19 protein-coding genes are annotated in these 18,340 nt (G+C 70.9%); 8 read left to right on the top strand and 11 right to left on the bottom strand.

The genetic code is table 11. The features are described 5' to 3' along the window. Positions 1 to 95 precede the first annotated feature (95 nt). Complete coding sequence (locus J7E88_RS08485) at positions 96 to 902, top strand: NERD domain-containing protein (protein ID WP_215178844.1); 807 nt, start codon at positions 96 to 98, stop codon at positions 900 to 902. 33 nt (positions 903 to 935) lie between these two features. Here J7E88_RS08485 and J7E88_RS08490 read toward each other — a convergent pair whose 3' ends face one another. The 3 genes from J7E88_RS08490 to ligD all read right to left on the bottom strand — a co-directional run bounded on the left by J7E88_RS08490 (position 936) and on the right by ligD (position 3,240). Further along, positions 936 to 1,370: a DUF4440 domain-containing protein gene (locus J7E88_RS08490; protein ID WP_215178846.1), complete on the bottom strand. Its 435-nt coding sequence runs from the start codon at positions 1,368 to 1,370 to the stop codon at positions 936 to 938. Positions 1,371 to 1,438: 68 nt separating this feature from the next. Then, the gene (locus J7E88_RS08495) at positions 1,439 to 2,368 is read right to left on the bottom strand and encodes an RNA ligase family protein (protein ID WP_308307416.1); all 930 of its coding nucleotides are present in this window, start codon (positions 2,366 to 2,368) and stop codon (positions 1,439 to 1,441) included. Further along, entirely contained in the window at positions 2,365 to 3,240 is an 876-nt protein-coding gene (gene ligD, locus J7E88_RS08500; protein WP_215178848.1) for a non-homologous end-joining DNA ligase, read from the bottom strand. The genes J7E88_RS08495 and ligD overlap by 4 nt, the downstream gene beginning before the upstream one ends. Positions 3,241 to 3,281: 41 nt before the next feature. On the opposite strand from ligD, the gene J7E88_RS08505 reads away from it, so the two are divergent. Continuing rightward, positions 3,282 to 4,337: a Ku protein gene (locus tag J7E88_RS08505; protein WP_215178850.1), complete on the top strand. Its 1,056-nt coding sequence runs from the start codon at positions 3,282 to 3,284 to the stop codon at positions 4,335 to 4,337. Between the two features lie 75 nt (positions 4,338 to 4,412). On the opposite strand, the gene J7E88_RS08510 is transcribed toward J7E88_RS08505, so the two are convergent. Beyond that, entirely contained in the window at positions 4,413 to 5,024 is a 612-nt protein-coding gene (locus J7E88_RS08510) for a TetR/AcrR family transcriptional regulator (RefSeq protein ID WP_215178852.1), read from the bottom strand. Positions 5,025 to 5,069: 45 nt separating this feature from the next. Between J7E88_RS08510 and J7E88_RS08515 the strand changes: the two genes are divergently transcribed. The 3 genes from J7E88_RS08515 to J7E88_RS08520 all read left to right on the top strand — a co-directional run bounded on the left by J7E88_RS08515 (position 5,070) and on the right by J7E88_RS08520 (position 6,938). Further along, positions 5,070 to 5,975, top strand: a complete 906-nt coding sequence (locus tag J7E88_RS08515; protein WP_215178854.1) for a DUF2867 domain-containing protein — start codon at positions 5,070 to 5,072, stop codon at positions 5,973 to 5,975. Between the two features lie 231 nt (positions 5,976 to 6,206). Next, the gene (locus J7E88_RS37355; protein WP_373297613.1) at positions 6,207 to 6,281 is read left to right on the top strand and encodes a 50S ribosomal protein bL37; all 75 of its coding nucleotides are present in this window, start codon (positions 6,207 to 6,209) and stop codon (positions 6,279 to 6,281) included. A gap of 36 nt (positions 6,282 to 6,317) precedes the next feature. Continuing rightward, positions 6,318 to 6,938, top strand: coding sequence for a hypothetical protein (locus J7E88_RS08520; RefSeq protein WP_215178856.1), 621 nt, complete (start codon positions 6,318 to 6,320; stop codon positions 6,936 to 6,938). A 63-nt stretch (positions 6,939 to 7,001) separates the two neighbouring features. Here the strand turns inward: J7E88_RS08520 and J7E88_RS08525 are convergent, their stop codons facing one another. Then, entirely contained in the window at positions 7,002 to 8,165 is a 1,164-nt protein-coding gene (locus J7E88_RS08525) for a GDSL-type esterase/lipase family protein (RefSeq protein ID WP_215178858.1), read from the bottom strand. Between the two features lie 610 nt (positions 8,166 to 8,775). Between J7E88_RS08525 and J7E88_RS08530 the strand changes: the two genes are divergently transcribed. After that, positions 8,776 to 9,900: an amidinotransferase gene (locus J7E88_RS08530; RefSeq protein WP_215178860.1), complete on the top strand. Its 1,125-nt coding sequence runs from the start codon at positions 8,776 to 8,778 to the stop codon at positions 9,898 to 9,900. Positions 9,901 to 9,987: 87 nt separating this feature from the next. Here J7E88_RS08530 and J7E88_RS08535 read toward each other — a convergent pair whose 3' ends face one another. After that, positions 9,988 to 10,164 carry a hypothetical protein gene (locus J7E88_RS08535; protein WP_215178862.1) on the bottom strand — a complete coding sequence of 59 codons (177 nt, stop codon included), beginning with the start codon at positions 10,162 to 10,164 and terminating at the stop codon, positions 9,988 to 9,990. A gap of 208 nt (positions 10,165 to 10,372) precedes the next feature. On the opposite strand from J7E88_RS08535, the gene J7E88_RS08540 reads away from it, so the two are divergent. Continuing rightward, positions 10,373 to 12,046 (top strand): SWIM zinc finger domain-containing protein, encoded by a 1,674-nt coding sequence (locus J7E88_RS08540; RefSeq protein ID WP_215179011.1) that lies wholly within the window; start codon positions 10,373 to 10,375, stop codon positions 12,044 to 12,046. 51 nt (positions 12,047 to 12,097) lie between these two features. Here J7E88_RS08540 and J7E88_RS08545 read toward each other — a convergent pair whose 3' ends face one another. Further along, complete coding sequence (locus J7E88_RS08545) at positions 12,098 to 13,093, bottom strand: LysR family transcriptional regulator (protein ID WP_215178864.1); 996 nt, start codon at positions 13,091 to 13,093, stop codon at positions 12,098 to 12,100. 112 nt (positions 13,094 to 13,205) lie between these two features. Here J7E88_RS08545 and J7E88_RS08550 point away from each other — a divergent pair, with 112 nt between their 5' ends. Further along, complete coding sequence (locus J7E88_RS08550; RefSeq protein ID WP_251022285.1) at positions 13,206 to 14,387, top strand: M6 family metalloprotease domain-containing protein; 1,182 nt, start codon at positions 13,206 to 13,208, stop codon at positions 14,385 to 14,387. Between the two features lie 59 nt (positions 14,388 to 14,446). On the opposite strand, the gene J7E88_RS08555 is transcribed toward J7E88_RS08550, so the two are convergent. Genes J7E88_RS08555 through J7E88_RS08570 form a run of 4 tightly spaced genes read right to left on the bottom strand, consistent with a single transcriptional unit; the run spans position 14,447 to position 18,328 of the window. Then, positions 14,447 to 15,418, bottom strand: coding sequence for an ABC transporter ATP-binding protein (locus tag J7E88_RS08555; protein WP_215178867.1), 972 nt, complete (start codon positions 15,416 to 15,418; stop codon positions 14,447 to 14,449). Further along, entirely contained in the window at positions 15,415 to 16,419 is a 1,005-nt protein-coding gene (locus J7E88_RS08560) for an ABC transporter ATP-binding protein (protein WP_215178869.1), read from the bottom strand. The genes J7E88_RS08555 and J7E88_RS08560 overlap by 4 nt, the downstream gene beginning before the upstream one ends. Then, entirely contained in the window at positions 16,419 to 17,405 is a 987-nt protein-coding gene (locus J7E88_RS08565) for an ABC transporter permease (RefSeq protein WP_215178870.1), read from the bottom strand. The genes J7E88_RS08560 and J7E88_RS08565 overlap by 1 nt, the downstream gene beginning before the upstream one ends. Next, a complete protein-coding gene (locus tag J7E88_RS08570; RefSeq protein ID WP_215178871.1) occupies positions 17,402 to 18,328 on the bottom strand; it encodes an ABC transporter permease in 927 nt (308 codons plus the stop codon). Before J7E88_RS08570 ends, J7E88_RS08565 begins: the two co-directional genes overlap by 4 nt. Between the last annotated feature and the right edge of the window lie 12 nt (positions 18,329 to 18,340).

Below are 18,340 nucleotides of genomic sequence, written 5' to 3' on the forward strand. Positions count from 1 at the left end.
CCCGGCCGGGGCGACCGGTATCACGCCGCTTGCCGGACTGCGGGATGTTGCCGCCGGACGCCATGGCTGCTCCCATGGTCAGGGGTGGTGCTGTCATGCAGGGACTCAGGGTGACGCCCGCACGGGCAGGGGGCCGTAACAGGCTGTACGTGAATCTTCCGGGCGGCCGTACCGTCGCCTGGTACGACCCCGACAACGGCCGGATCAGTGTGGTCCTGGAGCGGTACAGGGACGACGCGCTCGCGGCGCTCGCCCCCTATACGACCGGTGACCTCACCGTCGGGCCGCCGCCCGTCCCCTCCTCGGCGGAGCTGGCCCGGCTCGCCCTGCACCCGGACGACGACCTGGCGCCCAACCGCCCGGGCGAGGCCCTGTACGCCGAGCTGGACCTGCGGCCACCACCTGCCCTGCCCCGGCTCCGCAAGGATCCCCGCCGTGCCGACCTGGCGGCCCAGCAGCGCCTCGGTGACGCGCTGGACCGGCTGGAGGGTGCTGGATGGCGGACCGTGCACTGTGTACCGCTGCCCGGCGCCGATCGGATCGACCACCTCGCCGTCGGCCCCGGCGGCGTCCTCGCCGTACGCGCCCTCGCGGCGCAAGGGACCCGGGTCCGCGTCGCCGGACCCGTGGTGCGGGTGGGCCGCGGACCGGCGAGCGGATACGCGGTGGCGGTGCGCCGCCGGGCCGAGCGCGCCGCTCGCGCGCTGGCCACGGCGGTGCGGCCGGTCCTGGCCGTGGTGGGCGCGGCGCGTCTGGAGACGGAGGCCGTCCCGCAGGATGTCCGCATCCTGCGGGACGACGAGGTGCCCGCGCTGGCACGGCTCGGCGGGGTGCTGAAGCCGGCCGACATCGAGGCGCTGTACGCGACGGCACGGGACAGACGCACCTGGCTGGGGGTCTGAACCGCGCGCGGCGCCCGGCGATGCCGCGCCGTCTCAGCGGAGGTTGTCGCCCCAGCCGCCCTGCAGCATGGTCTGGAACGCCCACCGGCCGTCCTGCCGGATCAGGATGTCCGCGTACCGCAGCTGCTGCGTCCGCCCCTCCATGGTCATGGTCGAGTCCGTGAAGACCACGGCCATGGCGGGCGAGAGGAAGACGGGTGTCCGTACCGACTCGAACGTGATGTCGTCGCTGCCGCCGTCGCCCATCACCTGCGTCATCGTCCGCACGAACTGCTGCCGGTCCCACTGTGCCGAGGCGCCGTTGCCCGCCGAGTCGTCGCTGACCAGGTTGAGCGGGAAGACGGCCATGTCCGCCATGCGCTCGACGTCGCGCTTGGCGCTCGCCGCGTCGTAGGCGGCGAACCACTCCTGGACGCTCGCCAGCTCCTCGGCGGTCGGGATGTATCCGGTGTCGGGCAGTCGCGTCACTCTGTCTCCTCTGCTCATCAAATTTGGCTACGTGCCGTCTCGAAGCTGCTTCCCGCCCAGGCATCTAGTCAAACTTGATCAATCCCAGTCGGTGAATCCATCTCCTCGGGAAGTCGCAGCCGCACCACCGTCGTGACCGTGTGCCGCGTCGTGCGCTGCTCCACCTCCGCCGTCAGCCCCGGCTCCACCATCCGGTAGCCGATCTCGCCCAGCCCCGGCGCGACCGCCGTCCCGGTCCCGGCCCCCACCCGCCCGGTGAGCGCCACCGCCGCCTGGGACCGCAGCGCCGGGGGCAACGGGCTCGACACCACGGGGGTGTCGTCGTCCGGCAATACGAGCACCAGCGCCGCGGGCCGCGCCGCTCCGCCCGTGAAGCCCACCACGGCCGCGTCCCGGCTGCTGGTGTGCCGCAGCTTCCGCCATGTGCGCGCACCGCTCCGGTAGGTCTGGTCCAGCCGCTTGACCACCAGTCCCTCGACGCCGATCGCGGGCAGCGTCTCGAACCAGGTCTCCGCCTCCGTCACGTCCAGCGTCATCGGCACCGGCTGGAGCGGTGGCCCGAGGGGCCCCACCAGCGCCACCAGCCGCTCCCGCCGTTTCGCGTACGCCAGCCGCCGCAGGTCCTCGCCGCCCGCGGCCAGCAGGTCGAAGGCCGCGTACGAGGCGGGCAGGGAGCGCGCGAGCCCCGGCGCCCGCCCCGGGGTGGCCGCGGCCCGCTTCTGCACGGCGGCGAAGTCCGTACGCCCGTCGCGCCACACCACCACCTCGCCGTCGAGCACCGTGCCGTCCGGCAGCCGCGCGGCCGCCTCGGCGAGATCGGGGAACGCGGCCGTGACGATCCGTCCCGACCGGGCCTGGAGCAGTACCTCGCCGCTCACCCGGAAGACCACCATCCGGTGCCCGTCGAACTTGGGCTCGTACGCCAGGCCCGCTCCGCGTGGCAGCACGGTCACCGACTCCGCCGCCGCGACCTTCACCGGCGGCCTGGGCACGCTCACGGCAGGTGCCCGGCGCTGTCCCGGTCGGTGAGCGGGCCGAGCAGCTCCCCGTACCGGTCGAGCCGCGCCGCCATGTCGCCGAGGCGGAAGGTCAGGCCGCGCCGCGCCTCCACCTCCTCCCACGTCACCGGCGCCGACACCGTCGGCTCGGGGCGGGCCCGCAGGGTGTAGGGCGTGGCGGTCGTCTTGGCGGCGGCGTTCTGGCTGTGGTCGACGAACACCTTCCCGGGCCGCAGCGAGCGCGTCATCCGGTGCAGCACCAGCTTGGGCATCGCCGCCTCGCCCTCCTTGGCCAGCGCCCTGGCGTACGCCGACACCGTCTCGGACGGCGTCGGCGCCAGCGGCACGAGCAGATGCAGCCCCTTGGCGCCCGAGGTCTTGGCGTAGGCGTCCAGACCGTCCGCCGCCAGCCGCTCGCGCAGCCACAGCGCCACCTCGCAGCACTCGGCGACGCCCGCGGGGACGCCCGGGTCGAGGTCGAAGACCATGCGGTCGGCGACGGCCGGCTTCGCGGCACGCCACTGCGGCGTGTGGAATTCGACGACGAGGTTGCTCGCCCACACCAGCGACGCCAGATCGTCCACGACCACCTGGCGGGCGCCGGGATCCTCCGACCGCGGGACGGGGGCCGTACGCACCCAGTCGGGCGTGCCCGGCGGCGGGTTCTTGGTGAAGAACACCTGCCCGGCGGGGCCGTCCGGATACCGCAGGAAGGAGACGGGCCGGTCCTGGAGGTGGGGCAGTATCGCCTCGGCCGTGACGGCGTAGTAGTGCAGGATCTCGCCTTTGGTCGTCCCGGTGGCGGGGTGGATGACCTTCTCCAGATTGGTGAGCGCCAGCCGCCGTCCCTCCACCTCCGTGATCGGCGTCATACGATGAGAATCCCACGAATCCCGGACAGAAGGGATGAAACGTGCGATCCATCTGGAATGGTGCGATCTCCTTCGGGCTGGTCAGCATCCCGATCAAGCTCGTGAACGCCACCGAGAACCACTCGGTGTCCTTCCGGCAGATCCACGAGGCCGACGGCGGCCGGATCCGCTACCGCAAGGTGTGCGAGCTGGAGGAGAAGGAGGTGACGAACGCCGAGATCGGCAAGGCGTACGAGGACGCGGACGGATCGATGATCCCGATCACCGACGAGGATCTCGCCTCCCTGCCGCTGCCCACGGCGAAGACGATCGAGATCGTCGCCTTCGTGCCCTCCTCCGAGATCGATCCGCTGCAGATGGACGCGGCCTACTACCTGTCGCCCAACGGAGTGCCGGCCGCCAAGCCGTACACGCTGCTGCGCGAGGCACTCAAGCGCAGCGACAAGGTCGCCATCGCCAAGTTCGCCCTGCGCGGCCGGGAACGGCTCGGCATGCTGCGGGTCGTGGACGATGTGGTCGCCATGCACGGCCTGCTGTGGCCGGACGAGATCCGCGCCCCGGAGGGTGTGGCGCCGCAGGCCGACGTGACCGTGCGGGAGGCTGAACTCGACCTGGCGGACGCCCTGATGGACACCCTCGGCGAGGTCGACATCGAGTCCCTGCACGACGACTACCGCGAGGCGGTCGAGGCCATGATCGCCGCCAAAGTGGAGGGCGGGGTCACGGCGGAGACGCAAGCGCCTGCCGAACGCGCCGGAGGCAAGGTCATCGACCTCATGGCGGCACTGGAGAACAGCGTGCGCGCGGCGAAGGAGGCGCGGGGCGAGGAGGAGGTCGCCGAGGTCACGCCGATCAAGGGCCGTGCCGCGCCCAAGCCGTCCGGGACGAAGAAGTCGACCGGGCAGGCCGCGAGGAAGACCGCGGCCAAGAAGGCGGCGACCAAGTCCACGGCGAAGACGGCGAAGAAGGCGGCGTCGAAGAGCACCACCAAGTCAGCCTCGAAGTCGACCTCGAAGACGGCCTCGAAGAGCGCGTCTCCAGCGGAGTCCAAGCCCGCGGCCAAGAAGGCGGCGTCGCGCAGGCGCAGTTCGGCGTGACGAGCAGTTCGGCGCCCCGCGGCGCGGTTCCGCCTTCCGCCGGCCCGTCGACCCCGGCCGCCTACCGCCTACCGCCTACCGTCTGAGCAGGGTGTCCATGACGGACTCCAGGTACGCGTCGCTCTCCGCCGCCGGCGGCAGGGCCTGGGGCACGGCGTGCGCCAGCTGCGTGTGGCCGAGGTAGCTGCTGTACGCCAGCAGGCCACGGGTGCGCGCCTCCGGTCCCGGGAAGCCGAGCTCCTCGAAGAGTTGCGCCACGTACCCGATCCGGCGCTCCGTCACTCGGCCGAGCACGGCGGCGACCTGGGGGTGCGCGGCGGTCGCGAGCAGTGACACCTCCAGCGGGTCGTCGGCGGCCGACGTCGTCGCCTGCCGCAGCAGGGTGCGCAGCCGCCGCTCGGGGTCGGGCTCCGCCTCGACGGCGGTGATGATCTCCTCGGTGCAGATCTCCTCCCAGCGCTCCAGGGCTGCCTCGATCAGCGCCTCGCGGTTGGTGAAGTGCCAGTAGAAGCTGCCCTTGGTGGTGCCGAGCCGCGCCGCGAGCGGCTCGACGGCGACGGCGGCGAGCCCGCGCTCGGCCATCGCGGCGAGCGCGGCGTCGGCCCAGTCCCGCGCGGTGAGCCGTCGGCGTCCGGCATGCTGCCCGCGGCCTTTTCCGGCCCCTTCCTCTGTCCTGCGCATGGCCATACGCTACCGTACGGTTAAACATACGCGACCGTATGGAGGTGTGTCATGCGCACGGAACGCAATGTCCACGAGCGTGTCGTCGAAGCCCCCGCCGAGGTGGTCGGCGCCCTGCTCGACCGCCTCTCGTCGCCGGACGACCCGATCGCCCCGAGCCCGGTCTGGCCCCCGTTCCGCTTCGACCGCCCCCTCGGTGTCGGCGCCGACGGCGGCCACGGCTTCGTGCGGTACCGGGTCACCGTGTACGAGCCGGGCCGGGCCGTCCGCTTCGACTTCCCCCCGCCGGCCGACGGCTACCACACCCTCACCGTCGAGCCCCTGGACGCCGGCCGCTGTCGCATCACCCATGTCTTCCACGAGGAGCAGGGCATCAGGCAGGCGCTGCTCTGGTCCCTGGCGATCGAACCGCTGCACGACGTGATGATCGAAGAACTTTTCGACAACGTCGTCCGCGCCGCCACTCCCGACCGGCCCCTGCGCCCCACGCGCCGGAGCACCTGGGCGCGACTGATGCACCGGGCGGTCTGGGACCGCCCGAAGGCGGTTCCGTTCCCGGCGGCGGCCGTCCTGGGCCACGAGGCGTACGACCGGCCGGACTTCACCGACTCCTGGCAACTCCCGCTCCGCCCCGGCATGCCCACGTCGCCCGAGGCCTGGCGCGGGGTGCTCCCGTACGAGGTCAGGGCGAGCGCGCCCAGGGAGCTGCTGCTCGGCGAGGACGCGAGCCACCTCGACTTCCGCGCCTCGGTCCTGATCGAGAACGACACGGTCACGCTCACCACCGTCGTACGGACCCACAACCTGCGCGGCAGGCTCTACTGGTCCGTGGTGCGCCGCGTTCACCCCTTCATGGCGCGCCTGATGCTCGTCCGCACCCACCGCCGGCTGGCGTACGCGGCTCCGCCGGCGCCGGTGCGCCTGGCGCGGGAAGCGGCTGCCCCGCCGTCCGGCTGAGCCGCGGGGGCTGATGGGCGCCAGGGCGCGGCGGGTTCACTCCCTGGCGGTGTACACCAGGGATCCGACGCGCTCCTGATGTCCCGCAGGGTCCGCTCCTTGCTCGTCGAGGATCTGCGGGACCTCGAGCGCCGCCTGACCCCGCCCCCTCCGCATCGCTGATGCGGCCCCGAGGGGCCGGACCTAGACTGGCGAGCGCCCGATACGCCCCGACAGAGGGAGGTGCGCACGATGTCCAAGCGAGGCAACAAGCGACGCGCCCGCAAGAAGAAGGGCGCGAACCACGGCAAGCGCCCCAACGCCTGACCTGAGCCGTCCGACGCCCTGCCATACTTCTCCGCCGTGGGGGAGACCATGGCGGACCCGACGGTCCGGCGCCGCAGAACGATCATCCGGGCCCTGGTGGGAGCCGCCGCGGCCTGCGCGGCGGCGGTGCCGGTCGGCCACTGGGCCGCCCGCCCGGGCGGCCTGCTCGCGCTCGCGCAGACCTTCGACCACCCGCTGCTCTTCGGCCGGCTGTTCCTGGCTGCCCTGACCGCGGCGCTGCTCCTGGGCGTTCGGCACGTGGCCGTACGCATCGTCGTCACGGTGCCGGCCGCGGCCGCTGTCCTCTTCGGCGGCCCCGTCTCGCTCCTGCTCGCACAGTCCGGCATCACGAAGACGATCCAGAACGCCCCGGCCCCCGGCCGCCCCGATCGCCACCTGGTGGTGGAGGAGGGCGCGGCGATGATCGACCCGATCTGGCTGGTCCACGTGGACGAGGGCACGGGCCTCGCCACACGCCGCTGGCAGGTCGCCCACTTCAAGGGCGACGACCCGGCCAACGCGCTGACGGAGGCCGCATGGGCCGGCCCCGACCGCATCCGCCTGGTGACGGACGACGGCGACGGCGGAGTGCGTACGCACGCCATCGACCTGTCGCCGACAACGGGCGAGCCGTCGCGGACGCTGTCACGCGGCTGAGGGCCGCCCCTGCCGGTCGCCACGGGGCGTGATCAGCGAGGTGGCCCCCGGCCGCGGCAGGGGTCAGGACAACGCGGTCAGATACATGCCCGAGGCCCCGGTGCCGGCCGTGTTGCGGCAGCTGTAGTCGCCCGTCGGCTTCGCGTGGACGAGGGCCAGGCAGCGCCCCTGCGCCAACTGCCCGTAATAGTTCGGGTGCACCGACTCCTGCACCGGCCCCTGCGTCCCGTCGCTGTCGATCCACCGCGTCCATTCGCTGGCCGATGCCGACGGAGGCTGCGTCGCGGTCACCAGGCGGCTGGCCCTCGCGCAGACCTCACGGCCCTGGAGCATGTCCCGCAGATCCAGGAACTGGGCTCCCTTCGCCGCGGCGAGCGCCTTCAGCCGGTCGGCGAGCTGCGGCACGAGCGAGTCGCGCGCCCAGTCGGAGTCCAGGTCCCAGAAGGGGCACCCGCCGGTGTTCACCCGGGACCAGCCGCTCTCGGTGTACCGGTTCTCGCTGCCGCGGGGGATGGGGGAGGGGTACGACTGGAGCACGATCCGGTACGAGGAGGCCGCGTACCCGGCACCGGACATCACCGCGCGGATCTCGTCGACGGCCTTGCCGACGTTCGCCATCACGGCGTCGATCTTCCCGTCCACGACGGCCTGTTGGTCGTCGTGGCAGTACGAGTAGTAGATGATGTAGTCCTTCGCGCAGGTGGTGATGATGTCGGCGAAGCCGAGGTCGTTGCCGCCGATCGACAGCGCGATCACCTCGACGTCGTGCGAGGCGGCCACGGCGGCCAGCTGATCCGCCTGCGGGGCCTCCCCCTTGAACGCGATGCCGCCGCGGGACGCCCGGAAGACGTTCCCCGTGGTCGCCCCGGAACAGGCGAGGTTGATCAGCGCCTGGGTCGTCCCGGTGGCGCTGAGCACTTCCGCGGAGTCCGACCGGTGGCACCCGTTCGCCGCGGTCGTCCCGTACACCCGCGCCGGGTCGTACGCCGTCCCGGTCCACGCCCGGTCCGTGCCGTCCCTGCTGCCGCTGTCGGTGAGGCTGTTGCCCCTCCAGCGCCCGGCCTCGCCGGAGATGTAACTGTCCCCGAGCGCCACGATGGCGCTGGGCCCGACGCCCGACCCGGCCTGAGCGGTCCCGGCTCCGGCGACCACAAGGGCGAGAAAGACGAGAGCCCCGGCGACCACGGCACGCAGCCACCGCCGACCACGCGCGGTTGAGGGAAGCATTCGGTACAAGCGGAATCCAGACACGGCGAACTCCTGCGGCTGGCCACGGAAGAGAGCGACTTTCGGTCGATCTCGACGAGGGCGTGACGTACGAGTGAGGGGGCCGCCGGCCGGTGGCATGCGGAATCTGGCACGTCGTGTCTTGTTACCGCTAGGTAGCGACAGGTCTCTTTTCGGTCACATGAGCGGGGGCGACGGAGCCGCGACGACGCGCGACGTGTGGGCCGAGGCGGTCACCCAGGATCTGCCGTGCCCGTTGCCGGCCACGCCCCAGCGCCCCCTGGCGACGACCGTGTTGGTCCCGTTGCCGCCGCGCTGCTCGCCAACCCTGCGAACTGACGGAGCCTTGAGCCGTTCCTGGGGGAGCGGGCGCTCCGACGCCCCGCCGTGATCTCCTGCGGGCGGCCAATCCGTTGTCAGGTGGACGGCTCCGACCGTCGACATGGAGCGCCCTGCCCATGCCACTTGCAGTAACGTAGCCATTGCGGCAGGTAATGCGGCGGTCACTGTTTTCTGCGATCGAAAGCGGTTGAGCATTGGCGGTAGTGCAGAGGTCCGACATTCTGACGGCGGCAGACGGTGATGCCCATACGCGGGCTGTGGAGTACGCGTGAAGTCGGCGCCATTGACCGCGACGGACAACGCCGCAGAACCTCTCGTCTCGCCGGTCAATTCACACAACGAGTGGGACCCGCTGGAGGAGATCATCGTCGGGCGTCTCGATGGCGCGACGATCCCCTCCCACCACCCGGTCGTGGCCTGCAACATCCCGCCGTGGGCGGCGCGGTTGCAGGGGATCGCGGCCGGCTTCAGGTATCCGGGCAGGCTGATCGAGCCGGCGCAGCAGGAGCTCGATCAGTTCATCACGCTCCTGCAGTCCCTCGGCGTCACGGTCACCCGCCCGGACGCGGTCGACCACAGGCAACGCTTCGGCACCCCCGATTGGTCGTCGCGCGGTTTCTGCAACACCTGTCCGCGCGACAGCATGCTCGTCATCGGCGACGAGATCATCGAGACCCCGATGGCATGGCCGTGCCGATATTTCGAGACCCACTCCTATCGCGCCATTCTCAAGGACTACTTCCGGCGTGGCGCGCGCTGGACGGCGGCGCCGAAACCGCAGCTCACCGACGAACTGTTCGAGGCGGATTTCCGTACACCCGAGGCCGGCGAGCCCATGCGCTACATCCTCACCGAGTTCGAGCCAGTGTTCGACGCGGCGGATTTCGTGCGGGCGGGACGCGATCTGTTCGTTACGCGGAGCAACGTCACCAACCGCATGGGCATCGAATGGCTGCGCCGCCATCTCGGACCGGGCTATCGCATCCACGAGATCGAGAGCCGCTGCCGAACGCCCATGCACATCGACACGACGTTCGTCTTGCTCTCTCCCGGCAAGGCACTGATCAATCCTGAAAACATCGACGTCGACCGCCTGCCCGATGTCCTGAGTTCGTGGGACATCCTGGTCGCCCCCGAACCCGACCCTATCGACGAGCGCCTGCTCAAGCTCACCTCGATGTGCGGCAAATGGCTCAGCATGAACGTTCTCATGATCGACGACAAACGGGTGATCGCGGAGCGGCACCACACCGCCATGCTGCGTGCGCTCGAAAAATGGGGATTCGAGCCGATCCCGTGCGACCTGCTCCACTACGCGCCGTTCGGCGGCTCATTCCACTGCGCGACGCTGGATGTCCGACGTCGTGGCACGCTGGAATCGTATTTCCAGTGAATGGGCCCATCGATCGCCGGCAGTCAAGGCTCCGGACGACCGCCGGCCAACTCGCCAGTCCGAAGCGGAAAGCGGCCGGGGGACGGATCACGAGCCGAGGGCCTGCCGCCAGACCTTGATGACGGTGACCCGCCCAGCGCACAGGGTGGTGAGGTCCTCGGGGTCCGAGGTGAGGATCGTGACCGGTCCCGCGGCGACGTAGGCGGACAGCCCTCGCTGTCGCGAGCAACTGGTGCGTTCCCTGGCCAGAAAGGGGGGCGTCATGAGGAATGGATGGGCCGGCCGTCCGAACGATTCGCGCACATGGGGCTGTGCAGACTCATGACGGCGAGGGCTCCAGGTCGTGGTAGGTGCCCACGCCGCACACGTCACCGATGAGGCTGCTTTCCCGGCGGATCGCCGTACCGGGCTGACCGGCGGTCATAGGCTGACGGTCGTCACGAGAGGACCGGAGTCAGGGGTGGACAGAGCCGTGGTCGGCCTTACCGAGGCGAACCTCAGGGCGTTGGCTGGGGCTCGTTCTTTTGAGCGCGGGCTCGGATACCTCGACGCGGTGTCCGGAGTCGAGGTCGGTGACGCATGGGTCACTGCCACCGTCCATGGCACGGAACGGTACGAGGTCGAACTGGCGCTGAACGGGCCCGGGGGCGTGGCCGGCGAGTGCGACTGCCCCTACGGTCTGGAGGGAAACTTCTGCAAGCACCTGGTCGCGCTCGGCCTTACCGTGCTCGCCCGGCGAGAGAGTCTGCCACGGCAACGGAAGGCGGCTCGGGACCGCGCACAGGACCTCGACGCTTGGCTGTCCGACCTGTCCCGGGAGGAACTGCTCGCCCTCGTACGGGATCAGATCGCCGAGGACCGGCAGTTGCGCCGCCGTCTGGAGCTGCGCGTCGCGAGCGCGCGAGGAGACCTGGCCGGGGTCCGGACCCGCGTCCGCGAGCTGCTCGACATCGGTCCGTTCGCACAGTACGGGTACGTCGAGTACGCCGACGCCCGTGCCTACTCCGACCAGGCCGGACAGGCGGTGTCTGCGATCAGGGCGCTGACCGGCTCGGGCCGGGCCGCCGATGCGATGATCCTGGCACGAGAGGCCATGCGACTGCTGGCCGAGGCGGTGGAGAGCGTCGACGACTCCGACGGATGGCTCGGGCATGTCGCCGCAGCCCTCGTCGAAGCGCACCACGCCGCATGCCGTTCGGCGCGCCCCGACCCGGAGGAGCTCGCGCGCTGGCTGGTCGGCCATGTGCTCGGTGACATGGACGATCTCACCGGCATCGATCCGCTCGACTACGCGGACGTCCTCGGAGACAGGGGGATGACCGTCCTGCGGAACCTGGCGGTCGAGGCGTGGCGGGGCAACCGCACCGGCTGGGCCGAGAAGTACCTGATGGAGCGCCTGGCCAAGGCGGGAGGCGATGTCGAAGCGGTGATCGCCGTGCATGCGGCCGACCTCGCACCGGACGGCCGCACCCACCTGGTCATCGCCCGGGAGCTGGATGCCGCGGGGCGGCCCGATCAGGGCCTGCGCTGGGCGGAGCGCGGTATCCGGGACGTCCGGGACCCCGCCGCAGTCGACACCGCCCTCGTCGATCACCTTTGTGACCGCTACGCGCAGGCGGACCGGCTCGCCGACGCCGTCGCCTTGCGCCGCGACCACTTCGATGCTTTGCGCACCCTGCTGACCTACAGACAACTGCGTGCCGCCGCTCGGGCCGCCGACTGCTGGCCGGCCGAGCGCGAGGGGGCGCTGGCCCTGCTGCGCGCCGACGCCGGGCGGCGGCTCGAGAGCGGGCGAGGCGACTCCGTCCTGGTCGATGCCCTGCTCGACGACAAGGACGTCGACGCCGCCTGGCGAGCCGCCACCGAAACCGGCGCCCATGAGCGGCAGTGGCTCACCCTCGCCGACCAAACTCGTGCCGACCGTCCCTCCGACGCGCTCGGTGTCTACCTGCGCCTGGCCGAGTCGCTCACCCAGCAGACCGGCGACGCGGTCTACGGGCGGCTCGTCAGCCTGCTGCTGAGCATTGGCGAATGCCACCACCGCCTGGGTACATCGGACGAGTTCACCGCGTACATCACCGCCCTGCGCACCGCCCAGAGACGCAAGCGGAACCTGATGCGGCTGATGGACGAACACGGCCTCTGAGCCAGAACGCCCCGAAGGGCTCCACGGCCGTATGACGACCACATGGCACCCTCAACGCCCGCCGTCGCCCCAGCCGTTCGACCTCGGCATCGGCCCGGCCGCAGGCGGATGCCGTTCCCGCCAGTGTGCGTACGTGGGGCTGTTGAGGCATATGTCCAGATAGCCATCGAGGACACGGCGCATGATCTCGACGCCGTGGGCCGCGAGCGGCCCGTCACGGTGCCAGGCCAGAATGTGCCGGTACCACAGGGGATTTCCGGCGAGGGGACGGACCACGACGCCCGGGGCCTCGATGAAGGTGGCCTGGCAGAGGCTGACGGCCAGACCCGCACGGACGGTCTCGATCAGCTGGCGCCCCTCTGCTTCGTACGGGGTGAACGGGCGGCGACCCGTCAGAGCGCAGACGGACGACCAGTATTCGCGGGTCCGGTCGCTGTCGGGCCGGGGGACCGCCCAGTCCTCGTCCAGGAGATCGGCTAGCGCGACCTCGTCCCGAGCCGCGAGCGGGTGGGCCGCGGGCAGGAGGGCGAAGACCGGCTCGGTGACGAGCGGATGGAGCACCACGCCCTCACGCTGTGGCAGCTCCTGGTCGGGGTGGTCGCCGAGCACCGCCGCTTCCAGCCGGCCTGCCGCGAGGTCGTCGAGCAGGACGACGGGGGAGTACTGGCAGCGTGAGGTGACTTCGGCATCCGGCAGCAATTCCTTCACCGCCTGGATGAGATGGCCGATCAGGGGGGCGCCGACCGAGCCGATCCGAACCCGGTCGGCAGCCGACATCCGGCGGGCGGCCCGGGCGGTGTCGGCGAGCAGCCCGTCGATGCCCGGCAGGATGGCGCGGGCCCGGCCGAGTACCAGCTCTCCGAAGGGCGTGGGGACGGCACCCGCCTGCCGCCGGTCGAACAAGGCGCCACCCAGCATGGCCTCGATGCGGCGCAGTTGAGCGCTCAGCCCCGGTTGTGTCATGCGGAGAGAGGCGGCGGCGCGGGTGAGGCTGCCCGCCTCGGCGATCGCGCACACCACCCGTAGATGACGTACCTCCAGGTCCATGGCGCGGATGTTATGGACCGGCGACAGCTTTCGGCCATGCATCTGCATCCGCAATCTTATGTGAAATGTCACACGCCATACATGGAGAGGTAGTGTCCCCATGCAAAGGACCATGTCCAGCGCGCCCGCTCGGGCGGCGCTCTGGGCGCCCCTGCTCGCCGCTCTGTTCCTGCTCCTGCCAGGGACGGCGCACGCCCGGGCGGCAGCCGAGAACCCGTCGGCCTGCGCGCTGCGCGGCACCACCGGCTGGACGGACGAGGGACATGACACGGACTACTCGGTGTTCAAGCGCCCTGCGGGGACCGTGAACGTCGGCATGATCTTCGTGGACTTCCCCGACGCACCCGCCACCGAATCCCCCGCCGACGACGCGGCACAGATCACGCCGGGCGCCGACTGGCTGTGGAACGCCTCGTACGGCAAGGCCTGGCTCGCCATCACCCAGCACCAGCGGTGGGTGCGGATGCCGCACGCCTCGACGGATTACGGCTTCGCACGCGGGCTGACGCACGAGACGCACGAGGCGTACCTCAAGGACGCGGTCGCGGCGGCCGACCCGTATGTGGACTTCTCGCGGTACGACATGGTGTACGTGGTCGCGACGAGGAACGCGGCGGCCATCTCCTTCACCCCCACCTATGTGTACGACCCGGGAACGGCGGGCGTCGTCGCCGACGGCAGTAAGGTCAAGTGGGCCGTGACCTTCGGCCAGGACATGTGGCACTGGGGACCCAAGCTGGTGGCCCACGAGACGGGACACACCTTCGGCCTGCCCGACCTGTACGCGTTCGACGCGGGCACGGACGCCCATCGCTTCGTCGGCGGCTGGGATGTGATGGGGCTGATCGGGGGCGCAGGGCCTCATTACTTCGCCTGGCACTCCTGGAAGCTCGGCTGGACCGACGACAACCAGGTCGTGTGCCGGGCGTCCGCGGGCAGCGACACCGTGCGCCTGACCGCGGTCGAGTACGGCAGCGGCACCAAGATGGCGGTCGTACGCACGGGCCCCGGCACCGCGTACGTCGTGGAGTCGAGGCGGGCGGTCCAGGGGGACACGGGTGTCTGCTCGACCGGCGCCCTGGTCTACAAGGTGGACACCTCGGTGGCGACTGGCTACGGGCCGATCCAGGTGATGGATGCCAAGCCCGCCGCCACGCCGGCGAACGGCTGCCGCCCGCTGGACGACGCCCCGTTCTGGGCCGGCGAGTCGTTCACCGACTCGGCGTCCGGTGTGCGGATCGAGGTGCTGAGCGCCGACGGGTACGGCGAGACCGTGCGGATCACCAAGTCCTGAACCCGCGCGGACGGTCCAGCCCCGGCTCCGGTGATCCCGGAGCCGGGGCTGGACCTCGTTCAGGCGGCCTCGGGGAAGTGACAGGCCACCTGCCGCGCCTCGCCCGGGGCGGCGATCCGCAGCAGCGGCGCCTCGGCCCGGCAGATCTCCTGGGCCTTCGGGCAGCGCGGGTGGAAGGTGCAGCCGGGCGGGGGCGCGGCCGGGCTCGGTGGGTCGCCGAGCAGGGTGATCCGTTCGCGGGTCCGTTCCGCGGCCGGGTCGGGCAGGGGCACGGCGGACAGCAGCGCCCGCGTGTAGGGGTGGGCGGGGGCTGCGTACACCCGCTCCTTGGCGCCGATCTCGACGATCCTGCCCAGGTACATCACGGCGACCCGGTCGCACACCCGCTTGACCACGGACAGGTCGTGGGCGACGAAGAGGTAGGCGAGGCCGAGTTCGCGCTGGAGGCGTTCCATCAGGTTGACGATCTGGGCCTGGACGGAGACGTCGAGGGCGGAGACCGGTTCGTCGGCGACGACGAGGCGGGGGCTGGTGGCGAGGGCGCGGGCGATGCCGATGCGCTGGGCCTGTCCCCCGGAGAACTCGTGCGGGTAGCGGTCGATGTGCTCGGGGATCAGCCCGACCAGTTCCATCAGCTCGGCCGCCCTCGTGCGTGCCTCGGCCGCCGGACTGCCCTGCACCATCAGGGGATCGGAGATGATCCGGGCCACCGTCTGGCGGGGGTTGAGGGAGGACTGCGGGTCCTGGAAGACCATCTGCATGTCCTTGCGCAGGGGCTTCAGTCCCCGCTGCGACAGATGGCTGATGTCGCGTCCGTCGTATGTGATGGACCCTGCGGTGGGTTCCAGCAGGCGGACGATCATGCGGCCGGTTGTGGACTTCCCGCAGCCGGACTCGCCGACCAGGCCCAGCGTTTCGCCCGCCGCGACGTCGAAGCTGATGCCGTCGACGGCCCGCACCGGGCTCGTACGTCGTCGTCCGGGAAAGGTCTTGGTCAAGTTACGTACGGACAACAGGGGTTCAGTGCTCATGAGGTGATGCCTTCGTACGCGGGGAAGTGGCAGGCGGCCGGGTGTCCGGCCGGTCCCCGGAGGGTGGGGCGCTCCGTCTCGCAGCGGGACCGCTCCTCGGCGGAGCCGGCGGCCGGCCGTGGGCAGCGTGGCGCGAACGCACAGCCGGGAGCGGGGATGAGCAGCGACGGCGGGCTGCCGGGGATCGCCCGCAGTGGCGCGTCGTCGCTGTCGTCGAGACGGGGCAGGGAGTCGAGCAGGCCCCGGGTGTAGGGGTGGGCCGGGGACGCGAACAGCGCGTCGACCGGAGCCTGTTCGGCGGCCCGCCCCCCGTACATCACCAGCACCTCGTGGGCGATCCGGGCGACCACCCCCAGATCGTGGGTGATCAGGATGACGGCGAGGCCCCGCTCCTGCTGAATCCGGGCGATCAGCTCCAGGATCTGGGCCTGCACGGTGACGTCCAGGGCCGTGGTCGGCTCGTCCGCGATGAGCAGGTCGGGTTCGCAGACCAGCGCCATCGCGATCATCACGCGCTGGCGCATGCCGCCGGAGAACTGGTGCGGGTACTCGCCCTCCCGGCGACGGGGTTCGGGGATGCCGACATCGGCCAGCGCTTCCACCGCACGTTCACGGGCAGCCCTGCGGCTGGATCCGAAGTGCACCCGGTGGTGCTCGGCGATCTGCTCGCCCACGGTGTAGTACGGATGGAGACTGGAGAGCGGATCCTGGAAGATCATCGCCATCTTCCGGCCGCGGAGCCGGTTCAGCTCGCGCTCGGCCAGGCCGACCAGTTCCCGGCCGCCGACGGTGATGGAGCCGGTGACTTCGGCGCCGGTGTGCAGGCCCATCACGGCCATGGAGGTGACGGACTTGCCGGAGCCGGACTCGCCGACGATGCCGAGGGTCTGCCCCTGCCGCACGTCGAAGGTGAGGGAATCTACGGCCCGGACCGGGCCGTGCTTCGTCGGGAAGGTGACCGTCAGGTCCCGTACCGACAACAGGGAGGCGGAGTCGGCCATCAGTACCTCACTCGCGGGTCGACGACGGCGTACAACAGATCGACGGCCAGGTTGGCCACGACGATGAAGGTTGCGGCGAGCAGTGTGACGCCGAGGATGACCGGCTGGTCGCCGGTGGACAGGGCGCCGTAGAAGAGCCGCCCGATGCCCGGCAGCCCGAAGATGGACTCGGTGATCACCGCGCCCGCGAGCAGGCCGCCCAGGTCCATGCCGAAGATGGTGAGGATCGGGGTCATGCCCGCCCTCAAGCCGTGCTTGACCACGACCTTGCGGCGCGGCAGGCCCTTGGCGCGGGCGGTGCGGATGTACGGCTCCGCCATCGTCTCGATCATCGAACTGCGGCTTTGGCGCGCGTACATGGCCGCGTACAGGACGGCGAGCGCCAGCCAGGGCAGCAGCAGGTTCGATGCCCAGTCGAGGGGATCGGAGCCGAACGGCACGTACTCGGGATAGGGCAGCAGTCCGGCCACCCGGATCAGCCCATAGATGAGCATCACCGAGGTGAAGTAGACGGGCAGCGAGGCGGCGGCGACCGCGCCGACCATCAGGACGCGGTCGGTGAGGGTGTCCTTGCGCAGGGCCGCCACGACGCCCGCGGAGAGGCCGAGGAGCAGCCAGATCGCCGCGGCGCCCAGCGCGAGCGAGGCGGAGACGGGCAGCCGGTCCATCAGCAGGTCCCATACACCCTGGCTGTTCTCGTACGAGTAGCCCAGGCACGGGAAGTCGCAGTGCAGGGCGTACTGGCCGCTGCCCATCGTGCGGCCGGTGAAGATGCCGGTGACGAAGTCCGCGAACTGCCGCCACAGCGGCTGGTCCAGGCCCATGTGGGTGCGGATCGCCTCCAGGCGCTCCGCGCTGCACGACTTGCCGCAGGCCGCGGCGGCGGGGTCGGAGGGAAAGACGTAGAAGATGGCGAAGGTGACGGCGGCGACGGCGATCAGCACACCGATGACGCCGGCCAGCCGCCGCAACATGTAGAGGATCATGTGCGGCTTCCCTTCGGGTCGAGGATGTCCCTCAGGGCGTCGCCGAGCAGGGTGAACGCGAGCACGGTCAGGAACAGGCAGGTGCTCGGGATGACGAAGTACATGGGATCCGTGTCGTAGAAGGCGACGCTCTCGGCGATCATCTGGCCCCATGACGGAGTGGGCGGGCGGACGCCGACGCCCAGATAGCTCAGGGCGGCCTCGGTGGCGATCATCCCGGGGATGATCAGGGTGGTGTACGCGATGACGGGTCCCGCCACACCCGGCAGGATGTCGCGGGTGAGGATCCGCCAGGGGCCGGCGCCGCCGACGCGGGCCGCGTCGACGTACTCGCGGTGCTTGAGCGAGAGCGTCTGTCCGCGCACGATGCGGGCGATGCCGGGCCAGCCGAAGAGGCCGATGACCGCGGTCATCAGCACGATCCGGTTGACGTCGCGGGCCACCGACATCATCGCGATCATGAAGATGAGGGACGGGAAGGACATGGTCAGGTCCATCAGCCGGCAGAGCACGGTGTCGGTGCGGCCGCCGAAGTAACCGGCCGCGGTCCCGGCCGCGACGCCCCCGATGACGACGATTGCCGTGGCGGCGAAGGCTATGAGAAGAGAGACCTGGGCGCCGTGCAGGACCCGGGCGAACAGGTCGCGGCCGGTGACGGGTTCGACGCCGAGCCAGTGTTCGGCCGAGACGCCGCCGAACGGCCCGATGGGTTGTCCGCCCAGATAGGGGTCGACGGCGCTCTTGTCGAACTCCTCGGGGCCCCAGCCGCCCAGCGAGCTGAGCAGCGGGGCGGCCACCGCCGTGATCACGAAGAGGGCGACCACGGCGAGGGAGATCTTCACGGAGGTACGGCGGCGCAGTTCCGCGCGGGCGAGTTGCCAGGGGCCACTGCCCGCCGGAGCGGAGACGGAGGTGGTAGCCATGTGGTGACGTAC

This window comes from Streptomyces sp. ISL-10, assembly GCF_018614575.1.
In the GTDB taxonomy this organism is placed as follows: Bacteria; Actinomycetota; Actinomycetes; order Streptomycetales; family Streptomycetaceae; genus Streptomyces.

Coding starts and splice junctions, on each gene's coding strand:
- ligD (WP_215178848.1), bottom strand. CDS start 3,240: ATGACGCCGATCACGGAGGTGGAGGGACGGCGGCTGGCGCTCACCAAT.
- J7E88_RS08515 (WP_215178854.1), top strand. CDS start 5,070: ATGCGCACGGAACGCAATGTCCACGAGCGTGTCGTCGAAGCCCCCGCC.
- J7E88_RS08485 (WP_215178844.1), top strand. CDS start 96: ATGCAGGGACTCAGGGTGACGCCCGCACGGGCAGGGGGCCGTAACAGG.
- J7E88_RS08565 (WP_215178870.1), bottom strand. CDS start 17,405: ATGATCCTCTACATGTTGCGGCGGCTGGCCGGCGTCATCGGTGTGCTG.
- J7E88_RS08545 (WP_215178864.1), bottom strand. CDS start 13,093: ATGGACCTGGAGGTACGTCATCTACGGGTGGTGTGCGCGATCGCCGAG.
- J7E88_RS08510 (WP_215178852.1), bottom strand. CDS start 5,024: ATGGCCATGCGCAGGACAGAGGAAGGGGCCGGAAAAGGCCGCGGGCAG.
- J7E88_RS08555 (WP_215178867.1), bottom strand. CDS start 15,418: ATGAGCACTGAACCCCTGTTGTCCGTACGTAACTTGACCAAGACCTTT.
- J7E88_RS08525 (WP_215178858.1), bottom strand. CDS start 8,165: ATGCTTCCCTCAACCGCGCGTGGTCGGCGGTGGCTGCGTGCCGTGGTC.
- J7E88_RS08550 (WP_251022285.1), top strand. CDS start 13,206: ATGTCCAGCGCGCCCGCTCGGGCGGCGCTCTGGGCGCCCCTGCTCGCC.
- J7E88_RS08535 (WP_215178862.1), bottom strand. CDS start 10,164: ATGACGCCCCCCTTTCTGGCCAGGGAACGCACCAGTTGCTCGCGACAG.
- J7E88_RS08570 (WP_215178871.1), bottom strand. CDS start 18,328: ATGGCTACCACCTCCGTCTCCGCTCCGGCGGGCAGTGGCCCCTGGCAA.
- J7E88_RS08560 (WP_215178869.1), bottom strand. CDS start 16,419: ATGGCCGACTCCGCCTCCCTGTTGTCGGTACGGGACCTGACGGTCACC.